The sequence below is a fragment of the Sphingomonas sp. 7/4-4 genome (genome assembly GCF_027941955.1).
GTDB lineage: Bacteria > Pseudomonadota > Alphaproteobacteria > Sphingomonadales > Sphingomonadaceae > Sphingomonas.
Map to the genome: position 1 here is coordinate 1,988,581 of NZ_CP115960.1, position 23,711 is coordinate 2,012,291.

A 23,711-nucleotide genomic window follows, 5' to 3' on the forward strand; every position below is an offset into this window, starting at 1 on the left:
AGTCAGCTGCGATAGCCCAGCAGGATGACGGCGGCGATGGCGACGCACAGCACGATCACGATCGGCACCAGTTTGCGCCGCCGTGCGTCGATCTCGGCCTGATAGGCGGCGGTGTCGATCCAGTAGCGCCCGCCGCTCGCTTCGCGGATCACGCCCGTGCCCCGCATCCGCTCGAACTCGCGTTGCTCGATAGCGCTCTGGGGCAGATAGGCGACGGCGTCTTCGGCATCGATCGCGTGATGGAAGAAGAAGTGCGCGGCGATCCTGCGCCGTGCACGCGACACGAGGCCTGCGACGATCGACGGAACCGGTGACGCTGCAATCATGATCGCCCTCCCCGCATCAAGCGCGGAGGCTGACACGAAAGCCGCACGGCCTCAACCGGCTATCGCTTGCGCCCCTGATGCCGGATGTTCGCCGGGCGCCCGCGATGCTTGATCACGCGCTTGGGCCCCCGGCCGCGCTCCTCGCGCCCGCCGCCGCTCGACGCCGAACCCTTGCCGTCGGGCAGCTCGAAGCGCAGCGCGCCCGAGATCGGGTTCGCCTCGGCCAGCCGCAGCTTGAGCCGCTGGCCCATCGCGAAGAATTCGCCGGTATCCTCGCCGATCAGTCGCTGGCTCGCTTCGTCGTAGCGGAAATATTCGGTGCCGAGATCGCGTACCGGCACCAGCCCGTCGCCGCCGATCCCGTCGATCGTCGCGAAGAAGCCGAAATTCTGCACCCCGGTGATCCGCGCATCCATCACCTCACCGACATGCGCCGAGAGATAGGCGGCGACATAGCGGTCCACCGTCTCGCGCTCGGCCTCCATCGCCCGGCGTTCGAGCGTCGAAATGCTCTCGCCGATCCGCTCCATCGAGCCGGCTTCCTCGGGCGTGAGCCCGCCCGGCCCGAGCTTGTACGCATCGACCAGCGAACGGTGCACGATCAGATCGGCATAGCGCCGGATCGGCGAGGTGAAGTGCGCATAGCTGCCCAGCGAAAGCCCGAAATGCCCGGCATTCTGCGGGCCGTAATAGGCCTGGGTCTGGCTGCGCAGCACCTGCTGCATCACTTCGTCGCGGAAGTCCGCTTCGCCCACCTGTTCGAGGATGCGGTTGAACGTGGCGGGCTTGATCACCTGCCCCAGCGCGAATTCCATGTCGTAGGTCTTGAGATATTCCTTGAGCGCGACGAGCTTCTCGCGCGCCGGCGGCTCGTGGATGCGATACATCACCGGCGCCTTCTTCGCCTCGAGCGCCTTGGCCGCGGCGACGTTCGCCGCGATCATGTAATCCTCGATCAATTTGTGCGCATCGAGGCGCTCGCGCGGCGCCACCGAAAGAATGCGCCCCTTCTCGTCGAGCACGATCCGCCGCTCGGGCAGATCGAGATCAAGCGGTTCGCGCTTCTCGCGGGCCTTGTTGAGCGCGCGCCAGCAGTCCCAGAGGTGGCGCAGCGCAGGCTCGATCTCGCCGCGCTTCTCCGCGCCGGGGGCGAATCGATCGTCGAGCAAGGCGCGCGCGCTCTTCGGCCCATCGATGATCGTCTGGGCGTCGTCATAGGCGATGTTGGCCGCGAGGCTCACCACAGCCCGCGTAAAGCGCCAGCTCTTGAGTTCGCCATGCTTGCCCACCTGGAGGTGGCACGCCAGCGCCGCGCGGTCCTCGCCTTCCTTGAGCGAACACACTTCGGCCGAGAGGATCTCGGGCAGCATCGGCACGACGCGATCGGGGAAATAGACCGAATTGCCGCGCTTGCGCGCCTCGCGGTCGAGCTCCGAGCCCGGACGCACATAGAAGCTGACGTCGGCGATCGCGACCACGGCCTTCCAGCCGCCTTCGTTCTTCGGATCGTCGTCGGGTTTCGCCCAGACGGCATCGTCATGGTCGCGCGCATCGGCCGGATCGATCGCGACGATCGGCAGGTCGCGCAGATCCTCGCGTTCGCCCAGCGGCTGCTTCGAGATCCGCTCGGCCTCCGCCAGCAGATCGTCGGAGAAGACATTGGGGATGCCGTGACGATGGATCGCGATCAGCGAGAAGCTGCGCGGCGCGAAAGGGTCGCCCAGCCGCTCGGTGACGTGCGCGAAGATGCGCGGCGGCTTGCCCGCCTTGTTGGCGAGGACGAGATCGCCCGGCTCGGCGCCATTGCGCTCCGAGATCGGATAGCTGTGCCGGTCCTTCTTCTCGACGCCCTGGAGGTAGAGCCGTCCGCCCTCTTCGTGGACGACGCCGAGTATCTGCTCCTCGCTGCGCGCGAGCTTCTTCATTGGGTGCGCGATCCAGCCGTTGCCGACCTCTTCGGTCCGCGCAAGGATGCGGTCGCCCGGCCCCAGCGCGCCGCGCTTGCCGCGTTCGCGGACCCGCAGCCGTGGCACCGGAATGCCCTCGGCCTCCCAGCGCTCGGGCACTGCCCAGGTCGTGTCGCCATCGGCGTCGGTGATCCGCAGCACGGTCACCTTGGGAATCCCCCATCTTGTGGAAGGCGCGGCCGGGGGCGCTGTCGATCAGCCCCTCGTCGGCCATGTCCTTGAGCAAGGATTTGAGCGCGATCTTGTCCTGCGCGTGCAGCCCGAACGCCTTGGCGATCTCGCGCTTGCCGGCAGGGGTCTGTGATGTGGAAATGAAATCGAGGATCTGCTCCCTTGTGGGCAGACCCGTTCGTGTCTTTGATTTTGTCATTGGCCCTGAAGATAGGGACTCGCGGCGACTTGTCCAACTGCGTAACTTGGTGCCGTGCCCTATGACCTCCTCATCGTCGGCGGCGGGATCAACGGCTGCGCGATCGCCCGCGAGGCATCCCTCGCCGGGCTTTCGATCCTGCTCGTCGAGAAGGACGACCTCGCCGGCCACACGAGTTCGGCCTCGACCAAGCTGATCCATGGCGGGCTGCGTTATCTCGAGACCTGGCAGTTCCGGCTGGTGCGCGAGGGGCTCCACGAGCGCGAGCGCCTGCTCGAAGCCGCGCCGCACCTGATCCGCCCGATGACCTTCGTGCTGCCGCACGCGCATGCGGTTCGCCCCTGGTGGATGGTCCGTGCCGGGCTCTACCTCTACGATATGCTCGCCGGCCAATCCTCATTGCCGCGCTCACGGAGCCTCCATCCGGCAGACACCGCCTTCACCGATCCGCTCGCCGGCGAGCATCGCGGCTTCGTCTATTCGGACGCCTGGGTCGACGATGCCCGTCTCACGCTCGCCAATGCCCGCGACGCCGCGGCGCACGGCACCGAGATCGCGACCCGCACCGCGCTGATCTCCGCAGCCCGCATCGGCGACCTCTGGCAGGCGAAGCTCTCCGACGGCCGCACCGTCGAGGCCCGCAGCCTCGTCAATGCCGCCGGCCCGTGGGTGCGAACTTTACTCGACAGCCTCTCGATCGAGACTCGTTCGCAGGTCCGCCTGGTCAAGGGCAGCCACATCGTCGTCCCGCGCCTGTTCGAGGGCGATCATGCCTATATCCTCCAGCAGCCCGATCGCCGCATCGTCTTCGCGATCCCCTATGAAGGCGGCTTCACCGAGATCGGCACCACCGACGTGTCGGTCGAGCGCCCCGAAGACGCAATCTGCTCCCCGAGGAAGTCCAGTATCTCTGCGACGCAGTGAATCGCTATTTCACGCGCAAGACCGCCCCCGCCGATGTCGTCTGGAACTGGTCCGGCGTCCGCCCGCTCCACGACGACGGCGCGGCCAAGGCGCAGGCGGTCACCCGCGATTATGTCCTCGAACTCGACGAGCAAGGCCCTGCCTTGCTCTCGGTCTTCGGCGGCAAGATCACCACCGCACGCGCGCTCGCCGAAGAAGCGATGGAGAAGATCGGCCCGCTGCTCGGCATCGAGCCGCGCTGCCACACCCGCGCCCGCGTCTTCCCCGGCGGCGCGATCGCCGGTTTCGACCGATATCTGGCGCAGGTCCGCGCGCGTTGGCCGTTTCTCGGCGAGGATCGTTCGCGGCGAATGGCGCATGCCTATGGCAGTCAGCTCGGCGAGATGCTCCACGACGTCCATGACGAAGCGGGCATGGGCACCCCTCTCGGCGCCGGTCTCACCGAAGTGGAGGCGCGCTGGATGCACGACTGCGAATGGGCGCGCACCCCCGAGGACGTGTTGTTCCGCCGCTCCAAACTCGGCCTCCACATGACCGCCGCCGAGCGCGATGCTTTCGCCAAATATTGGGCCGCAATATTCGCTTAACCAATTGTTGATAACTCCACTCTTAGCACACTGCGGGGGCAGGAGGGTTATGGCGACGCGGCTGACGCAATTCCGGACGGTGGGACCTGCGCTGGTCGAACAGCGCAGCGAACCGCGGCATCGCATCACCGTGACCCGCGCCACCGTGCGCAAGCAAGGCAATGTCTCGATCGAGGCGATATTGCGCGATCTCTCGGTCTATGGCTGCCGCCTCGCCTGCACCAGCGAACATCCCGAGGGCGACCGCGTCTGGCTGCGCCTCAAGGACAGCCTGCCGGTCTCCGCCACGGTGATCTGGAACGACGGCAACCATATCGGCTGCCGCTTCGACGCGCCGATCGACCGCGGCCTGATGCGCGCGCTGACTCTCGTTATCTGCTGAGCCGACTCAGCTATAGGCGATCAGCCGACCCAAGGCCCCGACACCCAGCCACATCAGCAACGACACAAATGCGCTGATCCGCCCGATCAGCGGCGGCACCTCGCCGCCCGCCTCCACGCGCCGCTGCCAGATCAGCCGGAACAGCAGGGCATTGGCCAGCGCCAGCGCGATCAGCACCAGCTTGCGGTGGAAGGTCCCCGAACGCGCCAGCGCCATGCCGTCCGAAGCGAACAGGACGGTGCCGCTGAGGACCAGCAGCGCCAGTCCGCTTAGCGCCACCGGCGTCAGCGCACGCGACAGCGCCGCGGCGGGCACGTCGCGCCACAGTCCCGCGAGCCGCAGATCGACTACGCCAATCCCGCCGACGAGCATCACCAGACCCAGCAGATGCACGCTGTTGACGAGCGGATAGGCCCAGGCGCCGCCGCGCGCCCATGGTCCCACGCCCGCGGCGTCGAGCCATTGGGCAAAAGCGAGCAGCGCTGCTTCCACCCCTCAGCGCAGCTCGACCGTCTTGCCGCCCGCCTGGATGCGCTCGATCCGCATCTCCGCCGTCCCGTCCTTGCGGGCATAGCCGGTCAGCGTCACCGTCTGCCCCTTGTCGATCATCGCCGAGCTGAGCCCGCGCGCCTCCATCCGGGCGACCGGCGCGAGCACGACGTGCCACTGCTTGCCCTGCCAGCGCATCGTCGCGCTGCCGTGCGGATTGGTCCAGGCGACGCTTTGCAGCTTGCCGGTAACGGTGATCGGCTTGGTCTCGTCATACGAGCTCCAGCCATGATGTGCGAATGCCGCGGCGGGGATGGATACCGCCAGCGCCGCGGCGAACAAGGTCATGCGAGACATCGCTTCCTCCAATCGCCCCCGCCACGGAAGCTAACGCAAAGCGCGCGCCTATGCACCCCCGTCTCAGTCGCCGAGCACGTTCGCGCGGGTGAATTTCGCCGCCTCGGCCGCGCTCAGCATCCGCCGCGTCGGCGAGGCCGGCCCGGCTCCGGGCCCGCGGCTGGCATGTTCGAACAGCCGGGCTTCCTGCGGCATCAGCCGGCGCTGCGCGCCGTCCGGTCCCTTATAGCCCATCCATGTCCAGCCTTCGCGCCGGATATGCGCATCCATCCAGCAATTCAGGAACACCGACTGACCGGTCAGTGCCATGTTGCCGCCCGCGCGCCACGGGCGGCCCAGCCACACCGAACGCGGCGGCACGCCCGGCTCGTGCGTCAGCCGACATTGTGAGAGCACCAGCCCGAACGGCTGATCCAGCGGCGTGCTCGGCGCAGTGAGGAAGCCGAACTCGGTCGCCCCCGGCACAAAGCGCGTGACGATCTCGCAGCCTTCGAACCACGCCGCCGCGCCGCCGAAGATGAAGTCGACTCCGCCGACGATCCGGCAATCGGCGATCCGCGAGCGGCCCTGCACGTAGAGCGTGTCCTGATAGCCTTCGAGCCAGCAATGCTCGACCAGGGTCCCGTCCGCCTCGCGCCCGATCACCAGCGCGACCGCCTGCGCGCCGTTGCCGGCATTGTCGCGCTTGGCGCCGACATAGTCGAAGCTGTTGCGGATGGTCAGGTTGCGCAGCGTCGTTCCCGGCGCGGCGACGGTCAACGTTCCGGTGCGGAACGTGCCCCAGTTGTTACCGTCGGGATGCTTGAGCCCGGCATAGGTGCCGAAGCTGAGAACCGTGCCCTGTCCGCTGCCGACGATCGTGACGTTCGGCACGCTGATCGTCAGCTTCTCGACCAGCACGCCTTCGCGCACGAGAATTCGGAACGGTCGCCCACCCGCGGCAGCGGCCTGCTCCAGCGCTTTGCCCAGCGTGCCGGTGCGCGGATCGACAATCGCGTCCCATTGCTCTTCCGCCCGGGCCGCCGCTGGAAGCAGCAGCGCACCGGCAAGCACCGTCCGTCGGTCGATCACGTCCCCTCCCCGCTACCAGCGATAGTTGAAGCTCACGCTGATTCGCTTGCCCTTGCCCGATCCCGCCGGGACCTCGTGCCGCAGCCAGCTCTCCCACAGCAGCACCATGCCTGGCTCGGGCACCACTTCGACGAAGTTGCGCAGCGCCTCGGCCACGTCGGGACGCCGCGGCGGTGCCGCCATCATCATCGGCAGCCGCGGATCCTCGAGCCGCAGCCCGCGCGACCCCGCCGGCAGCGCGATGTAGAGCGTCCCCGAAATCACGCTGTGCGGATGGACATGCCCGCTATGCCCGCCGCCGCCGTTCAGGACATTGACCCACAGGCTGTCGAGCTTGAGCTTCTTGCCGCCCAGATCGAACCCGCACGCATCGACGAACTTCGCGACATGCCTGTCGAGCAGCCGCTTGAGATCGGCGAACGCGGGATCGCGGATCGGCAGGTCGTTCAGCGACGCGTAGGACGTATAGCCCTGATAGCCATGTTCCTTCGCCCAGCCGCGCCCCGCTTTGTCGTCCTCGGCAAGCTGGAGGCACGAGGCCTCGAGCTCCTCGATCAGCGCATCGTCGCCCAATGCCTCCTGATAGAGCAAGGAGGCGAAGAGGGACCGGACCGCCACGCGCTCAGTAGGCCCGCGCGACCAGGATACGTTCCACCGCCGGCGCGCCAGTGAAGATGCAGGCGCCTTCCGCCGCCGCGGCATCGCCCGGCACGTTGCGGAAGGTGAGCTTCAGCGCCTTCAGCCGCTCGACCACCTTGTCGAGCTCGGCGCCGCCCGGCTTCGCCCAATTGACTTCGACCCAGCCCGGTTTTTCGCCTTCGAACGCCTTTTCCATCGCCGCGAAGTCGGTCACATCGCGGCGGATATTGCTATCCATCCGCTCGCGCGCCTGGGCATGCAGCGCCTGCTGGATGCTCTCCAGCATCTGCGTCGCCTCGTCGACCAGTTGCCCGCGCGCCACCACTGCGCTGTCGAGCTTGCCGTCCTCGCGGTAGAGCCGGTCGCGGCGTATCACCGAGACGTTGCCGCCCGCGACGTCGCGCCCGCCAACCTCGATCACGATCGGCGCGCCCTTCTTCACCCAGCCCCAGCGCTTGGTCGCGGCCTTGGCCGGGCGCAGGTCGAGCAATGCGCGCACCGGCTCGCCGAAAACGCTGAACACCGCCAGCTCCTGCTGCAGCGTCTTGCAATATTCGACGATGTCCACGTCCTCAGGCTGATCGCGCAGCATCGGCACGATCACGATCTGCCACGGCGCGACCCGCGGCGGCACGCGCAGCCCGTCATCGTCGCCATGCACCATGATCACGCCGCCGATCATCCGGGTCGAGACGCCCCAGCTCGTGGTCTGCGCCAGTTCCTGCTGCCCCTCGGCATTCTGGAACTTGATGTTCTGCGCGCTCGAGAAGGTGGTGCCGAGGAAATGGCTGGTGCCTGCCTGGAGCGCCTTGCCGTCCTGCATCATCGCCTCAATGCTGTACGTCGAGACCGCGCCCGGGAAGCGCTCATTCTCGGGCTTCTCGCCTGCGACCACCGGCATCGCGAGGCAATCCTCGGCGAAGCTGCGATAGACTTCGAGCATCTTGAGCGTCTCTTCGCGCGCCTCGGCTTCGCTGGCGTGGGCGGTATGGCCCTCCTGCCAGAGGAACTCGCTGGTGCGCAGGAACATCCGCGTGCGCATCTCCCAGCGCACGACATTCGCCCATTGGTTGATCAGCACCGGCAGATCGCGCCACGACTGGATCCAGCGGCTGAACGCCGCGCCGATCACCGTCTCCGAAGTCGGCCGCACGACCAGAGGCTCCTCGAGCTTCGCGTCGGGATCGACAACCAATTTGCCATGGCCGTCGCTCTTCAGCCGGTGGTGGGTGACCACCGCCATTTCCTTGGCGAAGCCTTCGACATGCTCGGCCTCCTTCTCGAAGTACGAGAGCGGGATGAACAAGGGGAAATAGCAATTCTCGTGGCCGGTCGCCTTGATGCGATCGTCGAGCAGCCGCTGGATGCGCTCCCAGATGCCATAGCCCCATGGCCGGATGACCATGCATCCGCGCACGCCGCTCTCCTCGGCCAGATCGGCCTCCGAGATGACGGCCTGGTACCATGCGGCGAAATCGACTTCGCGGGTGACGTTGAGAGCGTGCTTGATCATGCCAGCCGATTAGCGGGGAATCGCGCGCTGGGTAGCACCTATGCAGGGTTGTGTGCCGCAGCAGCGCCCCTAACCGGACCGCGTGGCATCCTCCAGAACAGATAGCGCCTTCAAGGGCTTGGCATTGCGCCTTTTCGCGATCGCCTGCCTCTCCACCATGTCGGCGTTGATCAAGCTCGCCGAGACGCGCGGCGCTACCCTGGTCGAGACGATGTTCCACCGCCAGCTCTGGGCGGTGCCGATCGTCACGGCGTGGATCATGATGGGCCCCGGCCTCGGCTCGATCCGCACCCAGCGCTTCGGCGCGCACGTCACGCGCACCGCGATCGGGCTCACCGGCATGGTCTTCACGTTCGGCGCGGTGCTGCTGCTGCCGCTCGCCGAAGCGACCACGCTCCAATTCACTGTCCCCATCTTCGCCACCATCCTCGGCGCGCTGGTGCTGCACGAGAAGACCGGCTGGCACCGCTGGGGCGCGGTAGTGATCGGCTTTGCCGGCGTATTGATCGTCGCGCAGCCGGGGAGCGGTGAATTCCCGCTGTTCGGCGCCTTTGTCGGCCTGATGGCGGCCTTGTTCGTTGCGATCGTCGCGATCACGCTCAGGCAGATCGGCAAGACGGAGAGCGCCGGCACGACCGTCTTCTGGTTCTCGGTCCTGTCGCTGCCCCCGCTCGGCCTCGCTTATCTCTTCCAGCTCCAGTCGCATGACTGGCTGACCTGGGCGAACCTGATCGCGATCGGCCTCGTCGGCGGCGTCGCCCAGCTCGCGCTGACCGCATCGGTCCGCTTCGCGCCGGTCTCGACCGTCATCCCGATGGACTATTCGAGCCTGATCTGGGGCACCTTCTACGGCTGGCTGATCTTCGGCGCCTGGCCGACGCCCTGGACGTGGCTCGGTGCGCCGATCATCATCGCCAGCGGACTCTATATCGTCTGGCGTGAGCGCGTGCTCCACTTGCGCAACACCGACGGCGCGAGCGACGCGGCTGCCTCATGATTCGCGGCGAAACACCAGACTGAGATTGTTCGCCGGCATCGCGACGATCCGTTCGAGCAATAGACCGCACGCCGCCGCAGCGGCCGAGACGTCCTCGACATGCCGCAGCCCCCAGGCCGGGTTACGGCTCCTGAGCGAAACATCAAATGCCTCGTTCGATTCGGCGGTCGGCACATCCCGCTGGCGATAGGGCCCATAGAGGATCAGCGGTGCACCCGCCCCCAGCAAGCGCCCCGCCCCTGCCATCAGCCCGAGAGTCGCTTCCCACGGGCTGATATGGACCATGTTTACGCAGAGAATCGCGTCCGCGGCACCGATCGGCCACGCTGCTTCCGCCGCATCCAGCGCCAGCGGAGGCAGCACATTGGCCAGCCCCGCGCACCAGTCGGCGATCGAGGCGAGCGAATCTTCATCGGGATCGCTCGGCTGCCACGTCAGATCAGGGAAGCGTTCGGCGAAGAAGGCGGCATGCTCGCCGCTTCCGCTCGCCACTTCGAGCACCAGCCCGTGCGCCGGAAGTGCTTCGGCGAGCACCGCCGCGATCGGCTCGCGATTGCGCGCCGTCGCCGGTGCGTGGCGCCGCATGCTCATGCGCCGCGCGCCGCGGCGAGCAGCCTGCGCGCGCGCAGCCACATCTCGAGCCGTTGCGTCGCCAGCAGCCCCAATGCAAAGGCGACCAGTACGTCGGTCAGCAGCATCACGTCGAGCGCCATTCCGGGCGCCATTTCGCGCGCGCCCATCCGGACCAGGATCAGTACGAGGATCAGCAGCATCGCCGCGGGCGATGCGCGCTGCGACACTTCATGCGTCTCCGGATCGACGGTGATCCGCATCATCCGGCCGCGCTGCCAGCCCAGCGCCACGCCCGCCGCGAGCGCGATAAGGCACCAGAGCCAGGCGAGCCCCACTGGCGGGTGTGCCCAATAAGCGACCGCAGCCACTACGACATAGAGCGCCGGCACGATCCACAATCGCTCGATCTTGAGCGGGCGTTCGCGACTCATCCGCCGCATCCGGAAGGCCATGACGGCGACGAGAATGACGATCGGGATCGCTAGGCGAAGCCAGTCGGACTGCGGATGCGCGGCGTTCATGGCGCCCTGTTTTGGCGAGCGCGCAGCACTTGGCAAGCGAGCCGTTGCTAGCGCCGCCGGAAGCGTTCATCACGTGGACCGGAGGACGCCATGGATATCGATCAGGACAGCGCCCGCGTGAAGTTTCCGCCGCCGCTGGTGTTCCTCGGGACGCTGCTGATCGGGTTGACGCTCGGCCATGTGCTCGGCGATCCGCGCGTGCCTATCCCCTCGCACAATCTCCAGAATTTGCTCGGCTGGCTGGGAGTCGTGCTCGGCGCGGCCCTCGTATTGTCGGCGAGCAGCCTGTTTCGCCAGCGCGGCACGTATGCCCGCCCATGGAAAACGTCCAGCGCGCTCGTCACTGACGGCGTCTATCGCTTGACGCGCAACCCGATGTATCTCGGCATGGCGCTGCTCTATGCCGGGATCGCGCTGATCGTCGACAATCTGGTCGCGCTGCTGCTCCTCGTTCCGCTGGTCTTCGTGATCCAGCGGGAAGTGATCGCGCGCGAGGAAGCCTATCTCGAAGGCAAGTTCGGCGAACGCTACCGCACCTATCGCGACAGCGTTCGCCGCTGGATATGAAGGCCTACTTGCCGCCCTTGCGCGCCGGATAGCGGCTGTCGCTGCCGCGCGGAGGAAGCGTCAGCGCCGCGGCCATCTTGGCCTTGGCCGCCTCGGCCGCCGCGGCCTTCTCGGCCAGCTTGGCGGCGGCCCGCTCTTCGGCTGCGCGTATTTCGGCGAGGCGCGCCGCCTCGGCATCCGCCTTGGCCTGCTCGACGGCAGCCTTCTGCGCCTCGATCGCGGCCAGCTTCGCCTCGCGCTCCGCTTCTACCGCGGCTTCACGGGCGAGGCGCGCTGCCTTGCGCTCGGCCAGCTCTTCCTCGCTCAGCTTGGGAGCGGCCTTGAGCTTTTCGAGCAGCGCCTTCTTGGCATCGGCCGAGCGTCCGGCGCGGTCACGGAAAGTATCGTTATACGTCATTCGGTATTCAAACTCCTGCGCGGCTATTCCGCCGCTTCCGCCCGTTGGGGCTCCTTGTAGACCAACACCGGCTTGCGCGCGGCGAGCGTCTCGTCGAGTCGCCGGCGCGGTGCGAAATGCGGCGCGGTCTTGATCGCGAGATCGCCGCCCTTAGCCTTTTCGGCCACAGAACGGAAGGCACCGATGAACTGGTCCAGCGTAGCCTTGCTTTCGGTCTCGGTCGGCTCGACCAGCATGGCCCCGTGGACGACCAATGGGAAATAGACCGTCATCGGGTGGAAACCCTCGTCGATCAGTCCCTTGGCCACGTCGATCGTCGAGAATCCCTCGGGCAGGCCCTTATCGCTGAAGATCGCTTCGTGCATGCACGGACCGGACTTTGCGAAGGGTGCGTCGAGCACATCCTCCATCGAGCGCAGGATATAATTGGCGTTGAGCACCGAATCCTCGGCGACCTGCCGTAGTCCGTCCGCGCCGTGAGATAGAATGTACGTCAGAGCTCGCGTAAACATGCCCATCTGGCCATGGAACGCGACCATCCGGCCGAAGCTCGACGCATGATGCTCGCCGGCGGTCTCTTCCTCGACCAAGGCGAAATGATCGCCCTGCTTCTCGACGAACGGCAAAGGCGCGTACGGCGTGAGCGCTTCGGAGAACACCACCGGCCCCGAACCCGGCCCACCGCCGCCATGCGGAGTCGAGAAGGTCTTGTGCAAGTTGATGTGCATTGCGTCGATGCCGAGATCGCCCGGCCGCACCCGGCCGACGATCGCGTTGAAGTTGGCGCCGTCGCAATAGACATAGCCGCCCGCCGCGTGGACCGCGTCGGAGATCGCGCGCATGTCCGGCTCGAACAGGCCGCACGTGTTGGGGTTGGTGATCATCACCCCGGCCACATCGGGACCCAGCCGCGCCTTGAGCGCCTCGAGGTTCACCCGGCCGGCCTCGGTCGCCGGAATATCCTCGACCGAGAAGCCCGCGAATGCCGCGGTCGCCGGGTTGGTCCCGTGCGCGCTTTCGGGCACCAGCAGCACTTTCCGCGCCTGCTCGCCCTTGGCATCGAGCGCCGCACGGATCGCCAGCACGCCGCAGAGTTCCCCGTGTGCTCCGGCCTTGGGGCTCATCGCCACCGAATGCATGCCGGTCAACGTCACCAGCCAGTGCGCGAGCTGATGGATCACTTCGAACGCGCCCTGGCAGGCGTCGACCGGAGTCAGCGGGTGCAGATCGGCAAAGCCGGGCAACCGCGCCATCCGCTCGTTGAGCCGCGGATTGTGCTTCATCGTGCACGAGCCGAGCGGAAACAGGCCGAGGTCGATCGCGTAATTCTGCCGGCTGAGGCGGGTGTAATGCCGCACCGCCTCGGGTTCGGACAGGCCGGGAAGCCCGATCGTCTTCGAGCGCTCCAGCCCTTCGAGTCGCGACTTGCCCGAAGGCGCCTCGGCGAAATCGACGCCGGTCGTCTCGGTCGAACCGATCTCGAAGATCAACGGCTCCTCGAGCATCAGCGCGCGATTGCCGGTGAAGGTCTCGCCCGAAGCCTCGCCAGCTTGCGGGGTGGTGGGGCGCCAGCCGCTCTGGTTGATCGTCATGCCAGCGCCTCCTCGAGCGCGGAGGCAAGCGTCTCGACGTCCTCCTCGGTGGTGGTTTCGGTGACTGCGACGACGAGCCCGTTCTGCAGCTCCGCCGCATCCGGATAGAGCCGGCCCAGCGAAACGCCCGCCAGAATGCCCTTGTCCGCGAGAGCGCGGACCACGGGGCGCGCTTCCTTCGAGAGCTTCAGCGTGAACTCGTTGAAGAAGCGATCGGTGACCAGTTCGACGCCGTCGACTTCGGCCAGCCGGTCGGCCGCGGCGCTTGCCGCAACATGGTTGAGCTCGGCGAGCCGGCGCAGGCCCGCTTCGCCCAGCAGGGTCATGTGCGCCGACATCGCCAGCGCGCAGAGCACCGAGCTGGTGCAGATGTTCGACGTCGCCTTCTCGCGGCGGATATGCTGCTCGCGGGTGGAGAGCGTCAGCACGAAGCCGCGCTTGCCCTCGGCATCGACGGTTTCGCCGCAGAGGCGTCCCGGCATCTGCCGCACCAGCTTCTCCGAGCAGGCGAACAGGCCGACATACGGCCCGCCGAACTGCAGCCCGACGCCGATCGACTGCCCCTCGCCGACGACGATGTCCGCGCCCATCTCGCCCGGCGACCGAATCGCCCCCAGCGCCACCGGCTCGGTCACCACCGCGACCAGCAAAGCCTTCTTCGCGTGGCATGCCTCGGCGAGCGCACTCATGTCCTCGATCCGGCCGAGAATATCGGGATATTGAACCACGACGCAGCTGGTGTCGTCGTCGATCGAATTGATCAGGTCGAGCGTGTCGGGCTCGGGCGAGAAGGTTGGCAGCGAAGTGACCAATTGGTCGCCGGTGAACTTGGCCATCGTCTGCGCGACCGAGACGTAGTGCGGGTGCAGCCCGCCCGACAGGATCGCCTTGCCGCGCTTGGTCACCCGCCGCGCCATCGTGATCGCTTCCCAGCACGCGGTCGAGCCGTCGTACATCGACGCGTTCGCCACGTCGCAGCCGAGCAGCCGCGCCACCTGCGTCTGGAACTCGAACATCACCTGCAGCGTGCCCTGCGCGATTTCGGGCTGGTACGGCGTGTAGGCGGTGAGGAACTCGCCGCGCTGGATCAGGTGATCGACCGACGCCGGGACATGGTGCCGATACGCCCCGCAACCTAGGAAGAAGGGCACGTCACCCGCGGCGAGGTTCTTCTTCGCCAGTGCCGACATGTGCCGCTCGACCGCGAGCTCGCTCGCGTGATTGGGAAGGCCGTGGATCGGGCCGTCGAGCCGGGCGATTTCGGGTACATCGACGAAGAGGTCGTCGATCGACTTGGCACCGATCGTGGCGAGCATTGCCGTGCGGTCGGCTGGCGTAAGGGGCAAATAGCGCATCTACACGTCTCTCCCCCTCCCTTCCAGGGAGGGGTTGGGGGTGGGTAGCGGCGGCGGAGGCTCGATGCCTCCGACGGCGCTTTTCGGGGATGGTGCAGGAAGGGCTCGCTTCGCTCGCACCCACCCTCGACCCCTCCCTTGCAGGGAGGGGAGTTCAGCTCAAAGCTTGCTCACGAAATCCTGGTACGCAGTCTCGTCCATCAGGCTGTCGAGTTCGCCCGCATCGGCAAGCGTCAGCTTGAAGAACCAACCCTCGCCTTCGGGGTCCTCGTTCACCAGCGCAGGATTGTCGGCGAGCGCGGCATTTCCCTCGATGACGGTCCCGGCGACCGGCGCGTAGACGTCCGACGCCGCCTTGACGCTCTCGACCACGGCAGCGTCGTCGCCCTTGGACACGGTCTTGCCCTCTTCGAGAGTCTCGACGAACACGATGTCGCCCAGCTGGCTCTGCGCGTAATCGGTGATGCCGACAGTGGCGACATCGCCGTCAACGTCGATCCACTCGTGATCTTCCGTGAAATAACGCATGAGTCAGCTTCCCTTCCTGACATAACGATGGGGAACGAAGGGCATCTGGACGACCTCCGCGTGATGGACTTTGCCGCGCTGGGCGAGCGTGATGCGCGTGCCGGGCATGGCGAGTGCGGTGGGCACATAGGCCATGGCGATCGGCTTCTGGACGGTCGGCGCGAAACCGCCGCTGGTGACCTTGCCGACTTCGGTGCCCTCGGCATCGACCACCGCAGCGCCCTCGCGCACCGGCTGGCGGCCCTCGACGATCAGCCCGACGCGCTTGACGATCGGCCCCTGCTCCCGCTCGATCATGATCCGCGCATGGCCGGGGAAGCCGCCTTCTTCGCGGCGACGCTTCTTGAGCGCGAAGCCGAGAGCAGCGGAGACCGGCGTGGTCTCGGTATCGAGATCGTGGCCGTAGAGCGGCAGATCGGCCTCGAGCCGCAGCGAATCGCGTGCGCCCAGCCCAATGGGCTTGACCTCGGCCTGCGCAGTGAGCGCATCCGCCAGCGCCACGGCGCCCTCGACCGGAACCGAAATTTCGAAGCCGTCCTCGCCGGTATAGCCCGAGCGGCTGATCCACAGGTCATGGCCCTGCCACGCAAATGCCGCGCCCTGCATGAAGACGAGATTCTCGACGCCTGGGATCACGCGCTGGAGCGCAGTCGCTGCCTCGGGTCCCTGGAGGGCGAGGAGGGCGTGGTCCTCCATATGGTTCATGCCGATCTCGTCGGGCAGGAACTCGCGGAAATGGGCGATGTCGTCCCATTTGCAGGCGCCGTTGACGACCATGTAAACGCTGCCGTCGTCCCGGCGCGTGAGCATCAAATCGTCGAGGATGCCGCCATTCTCTGCCATCAGCAGCGAATAGACCGGGTGGGAAAGCTTCGCGGCCTGGATGTCGGCAGGCATCAGCGCCTCGAGCGCGGCCTCGACGCCCTCGCCCGAAAAGGTGAGCTGGCCCATATGACTGACGTCGAACAGCCCGGCATGCTCGCGCGTCCACAGATGCTCGGCCATGATGCCTTCATACTGGACGGGCATCTCATAGCCCGCGAACGGGACCATCCGCCCGCCCCGCGCACGGTGCCAGCTGTCGAGCGGCAGCTGCAGGAGTTCCAGCGCTTCTTCGCCGTCTTCGGTGGGGTCGTGGCTCATTCCGGATACTCCGCGCGACGCTGAACGAGATACTGAACCACGCACATTGCGCGGCAAAGTCCCTCGCCCCCTCTGTCACGGAACCTGAGAGCTTTCGCGCCACTCTCTTCAGAGAGCATCCGCTTACCCCTTCGGTGGCCGCCTCTTCGGCGGCGCTTTCCAGAGTGTCGTAGCGCGCGCGGTCCCTGGTGCCTGAGAGATTCCGGGGCGGTTGCTCCTTCGGCGGGCGGCCCTCGAAGGACCACCACTCTCCCGCGCGTGCCTATGCCGGTTGCCCGCCATCGACATACGCAGCCTTGGCCGCGCCGCCGAGGCGAGTCAATCCGAGTCAGCGCGTGACGTTGTACTTCAGCTGATCCTCGGTGAGCTGGAAGCCGACCAGCGCCTCGAAAGTGGACGAGAGCACCGCCGAGCGGATCGCCGGATCGGCCAGCGGGTCCATCGCCGCGGCCTGATCGCCCGCCTTGCGCTTCTCGGTCAGCCGCTTGCGCACCTCCTCGGGAAGCGTCGCCGCCGCGCGATCGATGCTGGCAGTGGCCTGCCCGGTGGTCTGCGCGCGAATCTGCCCGTCGGCAAAACGCACGGTCACCTGGCCTACCCGCTTGGCGGTGACCGAGGTCCCGCCGCGCACCACGGTGATGAAATAGGGCAAGGTCACATCGCGTGCCGGCCCGGGCTGGTTGCGGCGCGCGAGTATGTCGAAGGTCAGATTGGCCTGGATCTGCGGTCCGGTCTCGTCGCAGGTCGACTGGAGATTGGTGAGCACCGCAGTCACGTCGATCGCAGTCGCCTCGCGGCTGGTCGCCGGGTTGAACAAGGTGACGTCGCCGGTGCCGGCGGGAACCCCGACATGCGGGCAGGCCGAGCGGACTGCGGAGATGCCGCCCTCGGTAATCTCGCCGGTGCGGGAGCAGCCGCCGGCGGCCAGCAGGATCATGGAGGGAACGGCGAGCTTGGCGAGCGACACGGGCGATACACCTTTCAGACGGAACAACGGGCCGCGCACAAGCGAGGCCCGGAAACGGCGGCACCATAGGAACCGCCTTTCGCCCGCGCAAGCAATCGCGTAGAGCCCGCTTCGCCATGGACGCGACCGCCAAACCGCCGCTCGAACTGCTCATCGCCGCCCCGCGCGGCTTCTGCGCGGGCGTCGACCGCGCGATCCGCATCGTCGAGCTGGCGATCGAGAAATACGGCGCGCCGGTCTATGTGCGCCACGAGATCGTCCACAACAAATATGTCGTCGACAGCCTCAAGGCGAAGGGCGCGATCTTCGTCGAGGAGCTGGACCAGGTGCCTGACGACGTGCCGGTGGTATTCTCGGCGCACGGCGTGCCCAAGGCGGTTCCCGCCAAGGCGGCCGAGCGCGGCCTCTCCTATCTCGATGCCACCTGCCCGCTGGTTTCGAAGGTCCACCGCCAGGCCGAACGGCTGGTCGCGTCGGGGCGGCACATATTGTTCATCGGCCATGCCGGGCATCCGGAGGTGATCGGCACCTTCGGCCAGGTGCCCGCGGGCACGATGACCCTGGTCGAGACCGTATCGGATGCCGAAGCGGTCGCAGTCGGAGACCCCGAAAATCTCGCTTTCCTGACCCAGACGACTCTTTCCGTCGACGATACGGCAGCAGTGCTCGCAGTGCTCAAGCGGCGCTTCCCCGCGATCCTCGCGCCCGGCGCCGACGACATCTGCTATGCGACGTCGAACCGCCAGAGCGCGGTCAAGGCGCTCGCCGAGCAAGTCGACATGGTGCTGGTGATCGGATCGCCCAAATCGTCCAATTCGATGCGGCTCGTCGAAGTGGCGGTGCGCAACGGGACCCGTTCGACGCTGATCCAGCGCGCCGACGATATCGACTTCGCCTGGTTCGAGGGCGTGCGCAAAGTCGGCATCACCGCCGGCGCCTCGGCGCCCGAATTGCTGGTGCGCGAGGTCGTCGAACGGATCGGAACGCGTTTCGAGGTGTCGGAGCGCGAAGTCGAGACGGTCGCCGAGAACATCGCCTTCAAGCTGCCCCGCGGCCTCGAAGCCGCCTGATGGCCGTCTATACGCAAGTCTCCGCCGAGGCATTGGCGGACTTCCTCGCGCGCTTTGACATGGGCGAACTCGCCTCGGCCAAGGGCATTGCCGAGGGCGTGGAGAATTCGAACTATCTGGTCGACACGACCAGGAGCCGCTTCATCCTGACCCTGTACGAGAAGCGCGTCTCGGCCGACGACCTGCCCTTCTTCCTCGCCTTGCTCGATCACCTCGCCGATCGCGGACTGCCGGTCCCGCCGGCCGTGCCCGACCGCGAAGGCCGGACGATCCACGAGATCGAGGGCCGCCCGGCGTGCCTGATCCAGTTCCTGTCGGGCGTTTCGGTCTCGCACCCCACACCGAAACAGGCGCGCGCCGCCGGCGCCGCGATGGGCCGAATGCACGAGGCGCTGCGCGACTTCACGCTCGAACGCCCCAATTCGCTCGGCCCGGACGACTGGCGCCCGCTGTTCGAGCGGTGCGGCCGCGAAATGGACGCGATCCGGCCGGGCCTCTACGATCACGTGGACAAGGCTCTGGACAAATTGTTGGCAAGCTGGCCCCGCGATCTGCCGCGCGCCGCGATCCACGCCGACCTGTTTCCCGACAATGTGCTGATGCTCGGCGACCGTGTCACCGGGCTGATCGACTTCTATTTCGCCTGCACCGAAGTGCGCGCCTACGATCTGGCCGTGATGCACGGCGCCTGGGCGTTCGATGCGGCCGGCGCGCAATACGATGCCTCGGTCGGCGCGGGGCTGGTCGAAGGCTATGCGTCGAATTTCGAATTGCTGCCCGAGGAGCGCGCGGCGCTGCCGGTGCTGGCCGAAGGCGCGGCGATCCGCTTCTTCCTGACCCGCATGTGGGACTGGCTCAACACGCCCGCCGATGCGCTGGTGACGCGCAAGGATCCGCTCGCTTATCTGCGCCGGCTCGATTTCTATGCCGAGCAGGGAGCGGCGGTCTTCGCGTGACCGAGCTTCAGCATGTCGAGATCGCCACCGACGGCGCGTGCAAGGGCAATCCCGGGCGCGGCGGCTGGGGCGTCGTGCTGCGGATGGGCGGCGTCGAGAAGGAAATGTCGGGCGGCGAGCCGCACTCCACCAACAACCGCATGGAACTGATGGCAGCGATTCAGGGGTTGAAGGCGCTCAAGCGCCCATGCCGCGTCACGCTGTCGACCGACAGCCGCTACGTGATGGACGGCCTCACCAAATGGATTCACGGCTGGCTCAAGAACGGCTGGCGGACCTCTGACAAGAAGCCGGTCAAGAATGCCGATCTGTGGCAGGAACTGCTCGCGGCCTCGAAGCCGCACCGAGTCGAATGGGTGTGGGTGAAGGGCCATGCCGGCCACCCCGATAACGAGCGCGCCGACAAGCTCGCCAGCGAGGCCGCACTCGCGCAGCGCTGAAGGCTGATCGTCCGCGCGCTTCCTCCGGACACACTCATCGCCGTCGTCGCGACGTGAGCGAAGCCCAGAGCACGATGGCCAGGAGCAGGACCAAGGCCGAGGCCATCACGCCGAGTTGGGCGGAGTGCAGCTCCTGCGCGACCGAAATCGCGATCTGGATGAGGATGAGCAGGCCCACGAGCCCCAGCAACGCCCAACCGAAATATGCCCTGTGTTTCGCAGCCAAGTTCTGGGCCTTCTGCTGAGGCAAGGCTTCCGCGGCCCCCGGAGCAGTGTCCCCTCAGCCCTGAGACACCGGCGGCGGGAAATCCTCGCCGCGAACGGCGAGCGGCGGAGTTGGGGCGCCCCCGCAAGGGGAAACGGCGGCGCCCAGGGCGGCCGCTCAGAAGTTGTAGCTGAAGAACGCGATGCCATAGGGCTGCGTCTTCCGCTTGACGATCGGGCTGTCCTTGACATCGCCCAGCAGCGTCGTGACGCCGCCCACCACGCCCACGCCGATCCGGTCGGTCAGGCGATATTGGAGGCCGAGATCCGCCTTCGCATCGATGAAACCGCTTCCCGCGCGAAATTGCGGGAGCCCCGATGCCAGCGATTGCTGCGACGTTACGCCGAAATAGCGGTTATTGTGCTTCTGGTCGCCATAGGTCGTCCCGATCGACGGATTGAGCGTCAGTTTCTCGCTGATCATCACCGGATAAGACAGGCTCGCGTCGACGAGGAAGCCCTTGGTGCTGCCGGCGAGGATCTTGGTGCCGCCGAGGGTGGCCTCGAACCCGAATTGGCGGAACTTCACGAAGCCGCGCCCGCCGAGCCCCAGCGAAAGCTTGCCGATGCCCGGCGGCGCATCCTTCGCGCGATATCCGACCGCGGGCGTGAGGCCGACGCCCACCGTGACGCTCTCGCTGTCGAAGAGATTGGCGCCGATGCCGTCTTGGAAGTTGACGAAGAAACGGTCGAACTGGATGTCGATCGCCGGGAGCGGCTGGAAGCGGTATTTATCCGATCCCTGATATGCCGGCATATAGGCCCCGCCGATCCCGATCGAGATGTGATCGCCGCCTTCTCTTGGCCTTCGGCCTGGACCGGCACCGCAGCCTCCGCTTCCGCCGGAATCGTCGCTTGCGCCAACGCCGCGTCGGACCAGAAGAACAGCGGCACCGCCAGGATCGCCGCAACGCCACCGCACATCATCTTTATAAAATTCATGGATAATCCCACCAAATTGAGTGTTTCTGTGAGTTCAGTTCCAGCGAACCGCCGGGAAGCAGCTTCCATCGAAGATGAAGAGATTCCTCTCGGCCCTGGGCCGCGCGCGCCGGTGCTGCCGCGCCGGATCGACAAGGTCGTCGATCTCTTCGATTTTCCGGGGACCGAAGCCCGCTTCGCCGAGCCGCGCACGCTCGTCTTCGACTCGGGCAGCGCCGCGGACCCGGCAGAGGATTGCGTAACGCCGCAGCGCCTCGAGCCGCGGATTGGCGAGCGGCAAAGGGCCGGTCGACAATCCGAAGATCCAGCCGCGCTTGCGGCTTCCGGACCGCAGGCTCGAGACGGGATCCTTGCGCGACAAGGCGATCACCGCCCTTTCGAGCGGCGTCAGTTCTTCGGACATCAGGGCTTTCTCCTTCCTGCCCTGAGACACCGACAGGTCGAAGGACCCTCACCAAAAAATTGGCCGGGCGTTTTCGTGCCAATGCGGAAGGTAAGCGCGCCTGCCAACCAACAGGTTACGCAGCCAGCACCTTACCGGCGCTCAGAAGCGCGCGTCGAATCCCAGCCTTACGGTCCGCGGCCGCAGCGGCGTGATTTGGTTCTGACGACTTAGTCCGAAGGGATTGCCGAACGCGAAGGTGTTCGCGCGCGCATCGCCGATATTGGAGACGTCCAGTGAGATGCCGAAGCGCGGGAAATCAATCCGGGCGCCGATCGCGCTGGTGAGATACTGCCCTTGCGTCACGTTCAGGGGCGGAGTCGCTCCCAGATGCGATTGGCCGACATAATGCGCCGAAGCCTCGCTTGTCAGCGTCACGTCGCGTGCCAGCTCGAACCGCCACTGGCTGCCGATCCGCACTCCGTCCTGGGGAATGTTCGGCAGCGTGATCGAAGATGCATTCGCTACCGCCGTCTCCGTTCCAATCAGATTGGTATAATTGAAGAAGCCGGAAGCCGTCAGCGTCCACATTGGCGAGGCGCGCCAGGTGATCTCGCCGTCCAGCCCATAGATCCTGCCGCTGCCGATATTGGCAGTGGCGGGAAGACCCGAACTGTCGACGAGATCCGCCTGAACATGGTTCCAGTCGACGGCAAAGAGGGCGGCGCGGAGCGATAACCGGTCTCGCGCAGTGTCTCGCCAGCGAATGCCGAGCTCGGTCTGGCTCAGATCGTCCGCCTCGAACTGCTGGCTCTGCGTGGCCGACCCTGAGGCCACCGCGAAACCTCCGGGACGAAATCCCTGCTGATAATGGAGGAAGACCGACAGCGACGGCGACATATGCCAGTCGAGCGCGGCGCTTCCCGCGAAACGCACTCGCGCTTGCGACGATTCCTCGTCTCCGCCGCGGACGTCGTCGAGCAGCTTTCCCGCGCCGTCGGACACGGTCACTCGCCCGCCGCCGGTCAGGGTCAGTGACGAAGCGATCGGATAGGAGGCTTGCCCGAAGACGGAGAACTCCACTTGCCGATTGCGCACGCCCGCAATCTGCCCCGGATCGTCGGGAGAGCCCAGGAAACGCGAAAGGCGGCTCACGCTGTAGATCCCCGACATGCCGGCGACCCAGGAGTCCGCCGCCCACCGCCCGAAAGCCGCGTCTCGTTCGAGAGGAGCGCGATATTGTTCTTCTCTTCGAAGCGCCGGGGCGACGTCGTGCCGTCGGAGCCGGTCGCATCGAATACCGAAATCAGATCGTGCCAGACGAGCGATGTCGTCGTGACGAGTTCGCTGCTTCCGAGCACCGGGCGCCGCGCGGTGACATAAGCGAGGCGGTAATCGTTTCGGAACGGCTGCGCGAGGGCATTGCTGCGCTCGAGCGGCGGATCGCCGCGCAACGTATATTGCCCGTCGTCGGTTTTGATATTCTGGACCACCGAGCCAAGGTCGATTGTCCATCCCGCCAGGTCTTCCACACGGAACGTCAGGCGTTGGCCGAAGCTCAGGCTGTCGTTGATGTCGCGCAGATTTCGCGACGGATCGTCGATATAGCCGGGCTCGCGCATGCCATAGACGACGAGGCGCAGCGCCATCCGGCCCTTGGCGAGCGGCAGGTTGAACATCGCAGCGGCGTCGCCTCCTGTTCCGCCGAAGCGCGTCGCGCTGGCCCCGATGGACGCAGTCGCATAGGTCTCCGTGCTGTCGGGGAGATTGGGAACGAGCCGCACCACCCCTCCCAGCGAGCCGGCGCCGTACAGGGTGCCCTGCGGGCCGGCGAGTATCTCCACCCGCTTGAGGTCATAGAGATTCAGGTCGGGATCCGGCGCATTATAATTGAGCCGTGCATCACCCCAATATTGCCCCACGGTCGCCTGGGTGGGCCCATTGAAGCTGCTGTCGGAGATGCCGCGCACATAGAGTTTGTTGCGGCCGCGGCCGAGATTGGTCGAGCTGAGCGTCGGCAGCGTCTCGGTGAGAGCGGCCGTTCCTCTCGCTCCGTTGCGCGAAAGCCAGGCCGGCTCGAAATCGATTATCTTGGCCGAACCCGGATAGTTGTCGAGCAGCATGTTCTGCTTGCTGGCCGTGACGACGATCTCTTCCGGCTCGGCGCGCGGTTCGGGTATTTCGACGATGGCCGGCTTCTGCCTGACCGGGAGGGGCTTCACCCGCGCCCTGATGATCCTGACGGTGACCTTGTCGTAGAACACGGCCTCGGCGCCGGTTCCCCGCAACGCCCGCTCCAGCGCGGCGCGCACGGAAAAATTGCCGCGCACTCCGGGGAGAGGCGCCCTGCGAGCTCGGGATCGGTGACGGCGACGGTGATCCCCGCCTTCGC

General features: G+C 66.5%; 27 protein-coding genes, 1 pseudogene and 1 riboswitch. Of the genes and pseudogenes, 8 read left to right on the forward strand and 20 right to left on the reverse strand.

The window, feature by feature from the left end; genetic code table 11:
* Positions 1-2: 2 nt before the first annotated feature.
* Positions 3-326: a hypothetical protein gene (locus PIB19_RS09905; RefSeq protein WP_271240674.1), complete on the reverse strand. Its 324-nt coding sequence runs from the start codon at positions 324-326 to the stop codon at positions 3-5.
* Positions 327-385: 59 nt separating this feature from the next.
* Positions 386-2,663 (reverse strand): annotated as a pseudogene (rnr, locus tag PIB19_RS09910) (ribonuclease R).
* A 54-nt stretch (positions 2,664-2,717) separates the two neighbouring features.
* On the opposite strand from rnr, the gene glpD reads away from it, so the two are divergent.
* The 3 genes from glpD to PIB19_RS09920 are packed head-to-tail and all read left to right on the forward strand — an operon-like array spanning position 2,718 to position 4,556.
* Positions 2,718-3,587, forward strand: coding sequence for a glycerol-3-phosphate dehydrogenase (glpD, locus tag PIB19_RS23010; protein ID WP_336297303.1), 870 nt, complete (start codon positions 2,718-2,720; stop codon positions 3,585-3,587).
* Complete coding sequence (locus PIB19_RS23015) at positions 3,584-4,174, forward strand: glycerol-3-phosphate dehydrogenase C-terminal domain-containing protein (RefSeq protein ID WP_336297304.1); 591 nt, start codon at positions 3,584-3,586, stop codon at positions 4,172-4,174. The genes glpD and PIB19_RS23015 overlap by 4 nt, the downstream gene beginning before the upstream one ends.
* A gap of 49 nt (positions 4,175-4,223) precedes the next feature.
* Positions 4,224-4,556 carry a PilZ domain-containing protein gene (locus tag PIB19_RS09920; protein ID WP_271240675.1) on the forward strand — a complete coding sequence of 111 codons (333 nt, stop codon included), beginning with the start codon at positions 4,224-4,226 and terminating at the stop codon, positions 4,554-4,556.
* Positions 4,557-4,562: 6 nt separating this feature from the next.
* Here PIB19_RS09920 and PIB19_RS09925 read toward each other — a convergent pair whose 3' ends face one another.
* The 5 genes from PIB19_RS09925 to proS form a co-directional block, all read right to left on the reverse strand.
* Positions 4,563-5,048 (reverse strand): DUF6644 family protein, encoded by a 486-nt coding sequence (locus PIB19_RS09925; protein WP_271240676.1) that lies wholly within the window; start codon positions 5,046-5,048, stop codon positions 4,563-4,565.
* A gap of 3 nt (positions 5,049-5,051) precedes the next feature.
* On the reverse strand, positions 5,052-5,402 hold the full coding sequence (locus PIB19_RS09930) for a DUF6152 family protein (protein WP_271240677.1): 351 nt from the start codon (positions 5,400-5,402) through the stop codon (positions 5,052-5,054).
* Between the two features lie 63 nt (positions 5,403-5,465).
* Entirely contained in the window at positions 5,466-6,473 is a 1,008-nt protein-coding gene (locus PIB19_RS09935; protein WP_271240678.1) for a pectinesterase family protein, read from the reverse strand.
* Between the two features lie 12 nt (positions 6,474-6,485).
* Positions 6,486-7,091, reverse strand: a complete 606-nt coding sequence (locus PIB19_RS09940; RefSeq protein ID WP_271240679.1) for a TIGR02466 family protein — start codon at positions 7,089-7,091, stop codon at positions 6,486-6,488.
* Positions 7,092-7,095: 4 nt separating this feature from the next.
* Positions 7,096-8,625: a proline--tRNA ligase gene (proS, locus tag PIB19_RS09945; protein WP_271240680.1), complete on the reverse strand. Its 1,530-nt coding sequence runs from the start codon at positions 8,623-8,625 to the stop codon at positions 7,096-7,098.
* Positions 8,626-8,782: 157 nt separating this feature from the next.
* On the opposite strand from proS, the gene PIB19_RS09950 reads away from it, so the two are divergent.
* The gene (locus PIB19_RS09950; protein ID WP_443018743.1) at positions 8,783-9,622 is read left to right on the forward strand and encodes a DMT family transporter; all 840 of its coding nucleotides are present in this window, start codon (positions 8,783-8,785) and stop codon (positions 9,620-9,622) included.
* Here PIB19_RS09950 and PIB19_RS09955 read toward each other — a convergent pair.
* Both PIB19_RS09955 and PIB19_RS09960 read right to left on the reverse strand, forming a co-directional pair.
* The gene (locus PIB19_RS09955) at positions 9,617-10,213 is read right to left on the reverse strand and encodes a DUF938 domain-containing protein (protein WP_271240682.1); all 597 of its coding nucleotides are present in this window, start codon (positions 10,211-10,213) and stop codon (positions 9,617-9,619) included. The genes PIB19_RS09950 and PIB19_RS09955 overlap by 6 nt on opposite strands.
* A complete protein-coding gene (locus PIB19_RS09960; RefSeq protein WP_271240683.1) occupies positions 10,210-10,716 on the reverse strand; it encodes a CcdC protein domain-containing protein in 507 nt (168 codons plus the stop codon). The genes PIB19_RS09955 and PIB19_RS09960 overlap by 4 nt, the downstream gene beginning before the upstream one ends.
* 90 nt (positions 10,717-10,806) lie before the next feature.
* Here PIB19_RS09960 and PIB19_RS09965 point away from each other — a divergent pair, with 90 nt between their 5' ends.
* The gene (locus tag PIB19_RS09965) at positions 10,807-11,283 is read left to right on the forward strand and encodes a methyltransferase family protein (protein WP_271240684.1); all 477 of its coding nucleotides are present in this window, start codon (positions 10,807-10,809) and stop codon (positions 11,281-11,283) included.
* Positions 11,284-11,287: 4 nt separating this feature from the next.
* On the opposite strand, the gene PIB19_RS09970 is transcribed toward PIB19_RS09965, so the two are convergent.
* From PIB19_RS09970 to PIB19_RS09995, 6 genes are all read right to left on the reverse strand, one after another.
* Positions 11,288-11,680 (reverse strand): DUF6481 family protein, encoded by a 393-nt coding sequence (locus PIB19_RS09970; protein WP_056618223.1) that lies wholly within the window; start codon positions 11,678-11,680, stop codon positions 11,288-11,290.
* A 23-nt stretch (positions 11,681-11,703) separates the two neighbouring features.
* Complete coding sequence (gcvPB, locus tag PIB19_RS09975) at positions 11,704-13,272, reverse strand: aminomethyl-transferring glycine dehydrogenase subunit GcvPB (RefSeq protein ID WP_271240685.1); 1,569 nt, start codon at positions 13,270-13,272, stop codon at positions 11,704-11,706.
* The gene (gene gcvPA / locus PIB19_RS09980) at positions 13,269-14,627 is read right to left on the reverse strand and encodes an aminomethyl-transferring glycine dehydrogenase subunit GcvPA (RefSeq protein WP_271240686.1); all 1,359 of its coding nucleotides are present in this window, start codon (positions 14,625-14,627) and stop codon (positions 13,269-13,271) included. Before gcvPA ends, gcvPB begins: the two co-directional genes overlap by 4 nt.
* 159 nt (positions 14,628-14,786) lie before the next feature.
* The gene (gene gcvH / locus PIB19_RS09985) at positions 14,787-15,155 is read right to left on the reverse strand and encodes a glycine cleavage system protein GcvH (protein WP_271240687.1); all 369 of its coding nucleotides are present in this window, start codon (positions 15,153-15,155) and stop codon (positions 14,787-14,789) included.
* A gap of 3 nt (positions 15,156-15,158) precedes the next feature.
* On the reverse strand, positions 15,159-16,298 hold the full coding sequence (gcvT, locus tag PIB19_RS09990; RefSeq protein WP_271240688.1) for a glycine cleavage system aminomethyltransferase GcvT: 1,140 nt from the start codon (positions 16,296-16,298) through the stop codon (positions 15,159-15,161).
* A 169-nt stretch (positions 16,299-16,467) separates the two neighbouring features.
* A riboswitch (glycine riboswitch) is annotated at positions 16,468-16,563 on the reverse strand.
* Positions 16,564-16,626: 63 nt separating this feature from the next.
* Positions 16,627-17,235: a hypothetical protein gene (locus PIB19_RS09995; protein WP_271240954.1), complete on the reverse strand. Its 609-nt coding sequence runs from the start codon at positions 17,233-17,235 to the stop codon at positions 16,627-16,629.
* A 146-nt stretch (positions 17,236-17,381) separates the two neighbouring features.
* On the opposite strand from PIB19_RS09995, the gene ispH reads away from it, so the two are divergent.
* From ispH to rnhA, 3 genes are read left to right on the forward strand one after another with little or no spacing between them, the layout of a single operon-like run.
* The gene (ispH, locus tag PIB19_RS10000; RefSeq protein ID WP_271240689.1) at positions 17,382-18,335 is read left to right on the forward strand and encodes a 4-hydroxy-3-methylbut-2-enyl diphosphate reductase; all 954 of its coding nucleotides are present in this window, start codon (positions 17,382-17,384) and stop codon (positions 18,333-18,335) included.
* Positions 18,335-19,291, forward strand: coding sequence for a homoserine kinase (thrB, locus tag PIB19_RS10005; protein ID WP_271240690.1), 957 nt, complete (start codon positions 18,335-18,337; stop codon positions 19,289-19,291). The genes ispH and thrB overlap by 1 nt, the downstream gene beginning before the upstream one ends.
* Entirely contained in the window at positions 19,288-19,731 is a 444-nt protein-coding gene (gene rnhA / locus PIB19_RS10010) for a ribonuclease HI (protein WP_271240691.1), read from the forward strand. The genes thrB and rnhA overlap by 4 nt, the downstream gene beginning before the upstream one ends.
* Positions 19,732-19,765: 34 nt before the next feature.
* Here the strand turns inward: rnhA and PIB19_RS10015 are convergent, their stop codons facing one another.
* The 5 genes from PIB19_RS10015 to PIB19_RS10035 all read right to left on the reverse strand — a co-directional run bounded on the left by PIB19_RS10015 (position 19,766) and on the right by PIB19_RS10035 (position 23,607).
* Positions 19,766-19,957 (reverse strand): hypothetical protein, encoded by a 192-nt coding sequence (locus tag PIB19_RS10015; RefSeq protein WP_271240692.1) that lies wholly within the window; start codon positions 19,955-19,957, stop codon positions 19,766-19,768.
* Between the two features lie 156 nt (positions 19,958-20,113).
* Positions 20,114-20,752: a MipA/OmpV family protein gene (locus tag PIB19_RS10020; protein WP_271240693.1), complete on the reverse strand. Its 639-nt coding sequence runs from the start codon at positions 20,750-20,752 to the stop codon at positions 20,114-20,116.
* A gap of 219 nt (positions 20,753-20,971) precedes the next feature.
* Positions 20,972-21,340 (reverse strand): hypothetical protein, encoded by a 369-nt coding sequence (locus PIB19_RS10025; RefSeq protein ID WP_271240694.1) that lies wholly within the window; start codon positions 21,338-21,340, stop codon positions 20,972-20,974.
* 141 nt (positions 21,341-21,481) lie between these two features.
* Positions 21,482-22,474 carry a TonB-dependent receptor domain-containing protein gene (locus PIB19_RS10030; protein WP_271240695.1) on the reverse strand — a complete coding sequence of 331 codons (993 nt, stop codon included), beginning with the start codon at positions 22,472-22,474 and terminating at the stop codon, positions 21,482-21,484.
* Positions 22,471-23,607 carry a TonB-dependent receptor plug domain-containing protein gene (locus PIB19_RS10035; protein ID WP_271240696.1) on the reverse strand — a complete coding sequence of 379 codons (1,137 nt, stop codon included), beginning with the start codon at positions 23,605-23,607 and terminating at the stop codon, positions 22,471-22,473. The genes PIB19_RS10030 and PIB19_RS10035 overlap by 4 nt, the downstream gene beginning before the upstream one ends.
* Positions 23,608-23,711 lie beyond the last annotated feature (104 nt).

Excerpts from the sequence above, each read along its gene's own strand:
- gcvPA (WP_271240686.1), bottom strand. The coding sequence starts at position 14,627 with ATGCGCTATTTGCCCCTTACGCCAGCCGACCGCACGGCAATGCTCGCC.
- PIB19_RS09955 (WP_271240682.1), bottom strand. The coding sequence starts at position 10,213 with ATGAGCATGCGGCGCCACGCACCGGCGACGGCGCGCAATCGCGAGCCG.
- PIB19_RS09930 (WP_271240677.1), bottom strand. The coding sequence starts at position 5,402 with ATGTCTCGCATGACCTTGTTCGCCGCGGCGCTGGCGGTATCCATCCCC.
- proS (WP_271240680.1), bottom strand. The coding sequence starts at position 8,625 with ATGATCAAGCACGCTCTCAACGTCACCCGCGAAGTCGATTTCGCCGCA.
- PIB19_RS09995 (WP_271240954.1), bottom strand. The coding sequence starts at position 17,235 with ATGATCCTGCTGGCCGCCGGCGGCTGCTCCCGCACCGGCGAGATTACC.
- PIB19_RS10020 (WP_271240693.1), bottom strand. The coding sequence starts at position 20,752 with ATGCCGGCATATCAGGGATCGGATAAATACCGCTTCCAGCCGCTCCCG.
- ispH (WP_271240689.1), top strand. The coding sequence starts at position 17,382 with ATGGACGCGACCGCCAAACCGCCGCTCGAACTGCTCATCGCCGCCCCG.
- PIB19_RS09960 (WP_271240683.1), bottom strand. The coding sequence starts at position 10,716 with ATGAACGCCGCGCATCCGCAGTCCGACTGGCTTCGCCTAGCGATCCCG.
- thrB (WP_271240690.1), top strand. The coding sequence starts at position 18,335 with ATGGCCGTCTATACGCAAGTCTCCGCCGAGGCATTGGCGGACTTCCTC.
- gcvH (WP_271240687.1), bottom strand. The coding sequence starts at position 15,155 with ATGCGTTATTTCACGGAAGATCACGAGTGGATCGACGTTGACGGCGAT.
- PIB19_RS09970 (WP_056618223.1), bottom strand. The coding sequence starts at position 11,680 with ATGACGTATAACGATACTTTCCGTGACCGCGCCGGACGCTCGGCCGAT.
- gcvT (WP_271240688.1), bottom strand. The coding sequence starts at position 16,298 with ATGAGCCACGACCCCACCGAAGACGGCGAAGAAGCGCTGGAACTCCTG.
- PIB19_RS09965 (WP_271240684.1), top strand. The coding sequence starts at position 10,807 with ATGGATATCGATCAGGACAGCGCCCGCGTGAAGTTTCCGCCGCCGCTG.
- gcvPB (WP_271240685.1), bottom strand. The coding sequence starts at position 13,272 with ATGACGATCAACCAGAGCGGCTGGCGCCCCACCACCCCGCAAGCTGGC.
- PIB19_RS09905 (WP_271240674.1), bottom strand. The coding sequence starts at position 326 with ATGATTGCAGCGTCACCGGTTCCGTCGATCGTCGCAGGCCTCGTGTCG.
- PIB19_RS09920 (WP_271240675.1), top strand. The coding sequence starts at position 4,224 with ATGGCGACGCGGCTGACGCAATTCCGGACGGTGGGACCTGCGCTGGTC.
- PIB19_RS09950 (WP_443018743.1), top strand. The coding sequence starts at position 8,783 with ATGTCGGCGTTGATCAAGCTCGCCGAGACGCGCGGCGCTACCCTGGTC.
- PIB19_RS10025 (WP_271240694.1), bottom strand. The coding sequence starts at position 21,340 with ATGTCCGAAGAACTGACGCCGCTCGAAAGGGCGGTGATCGCCTTGTCG.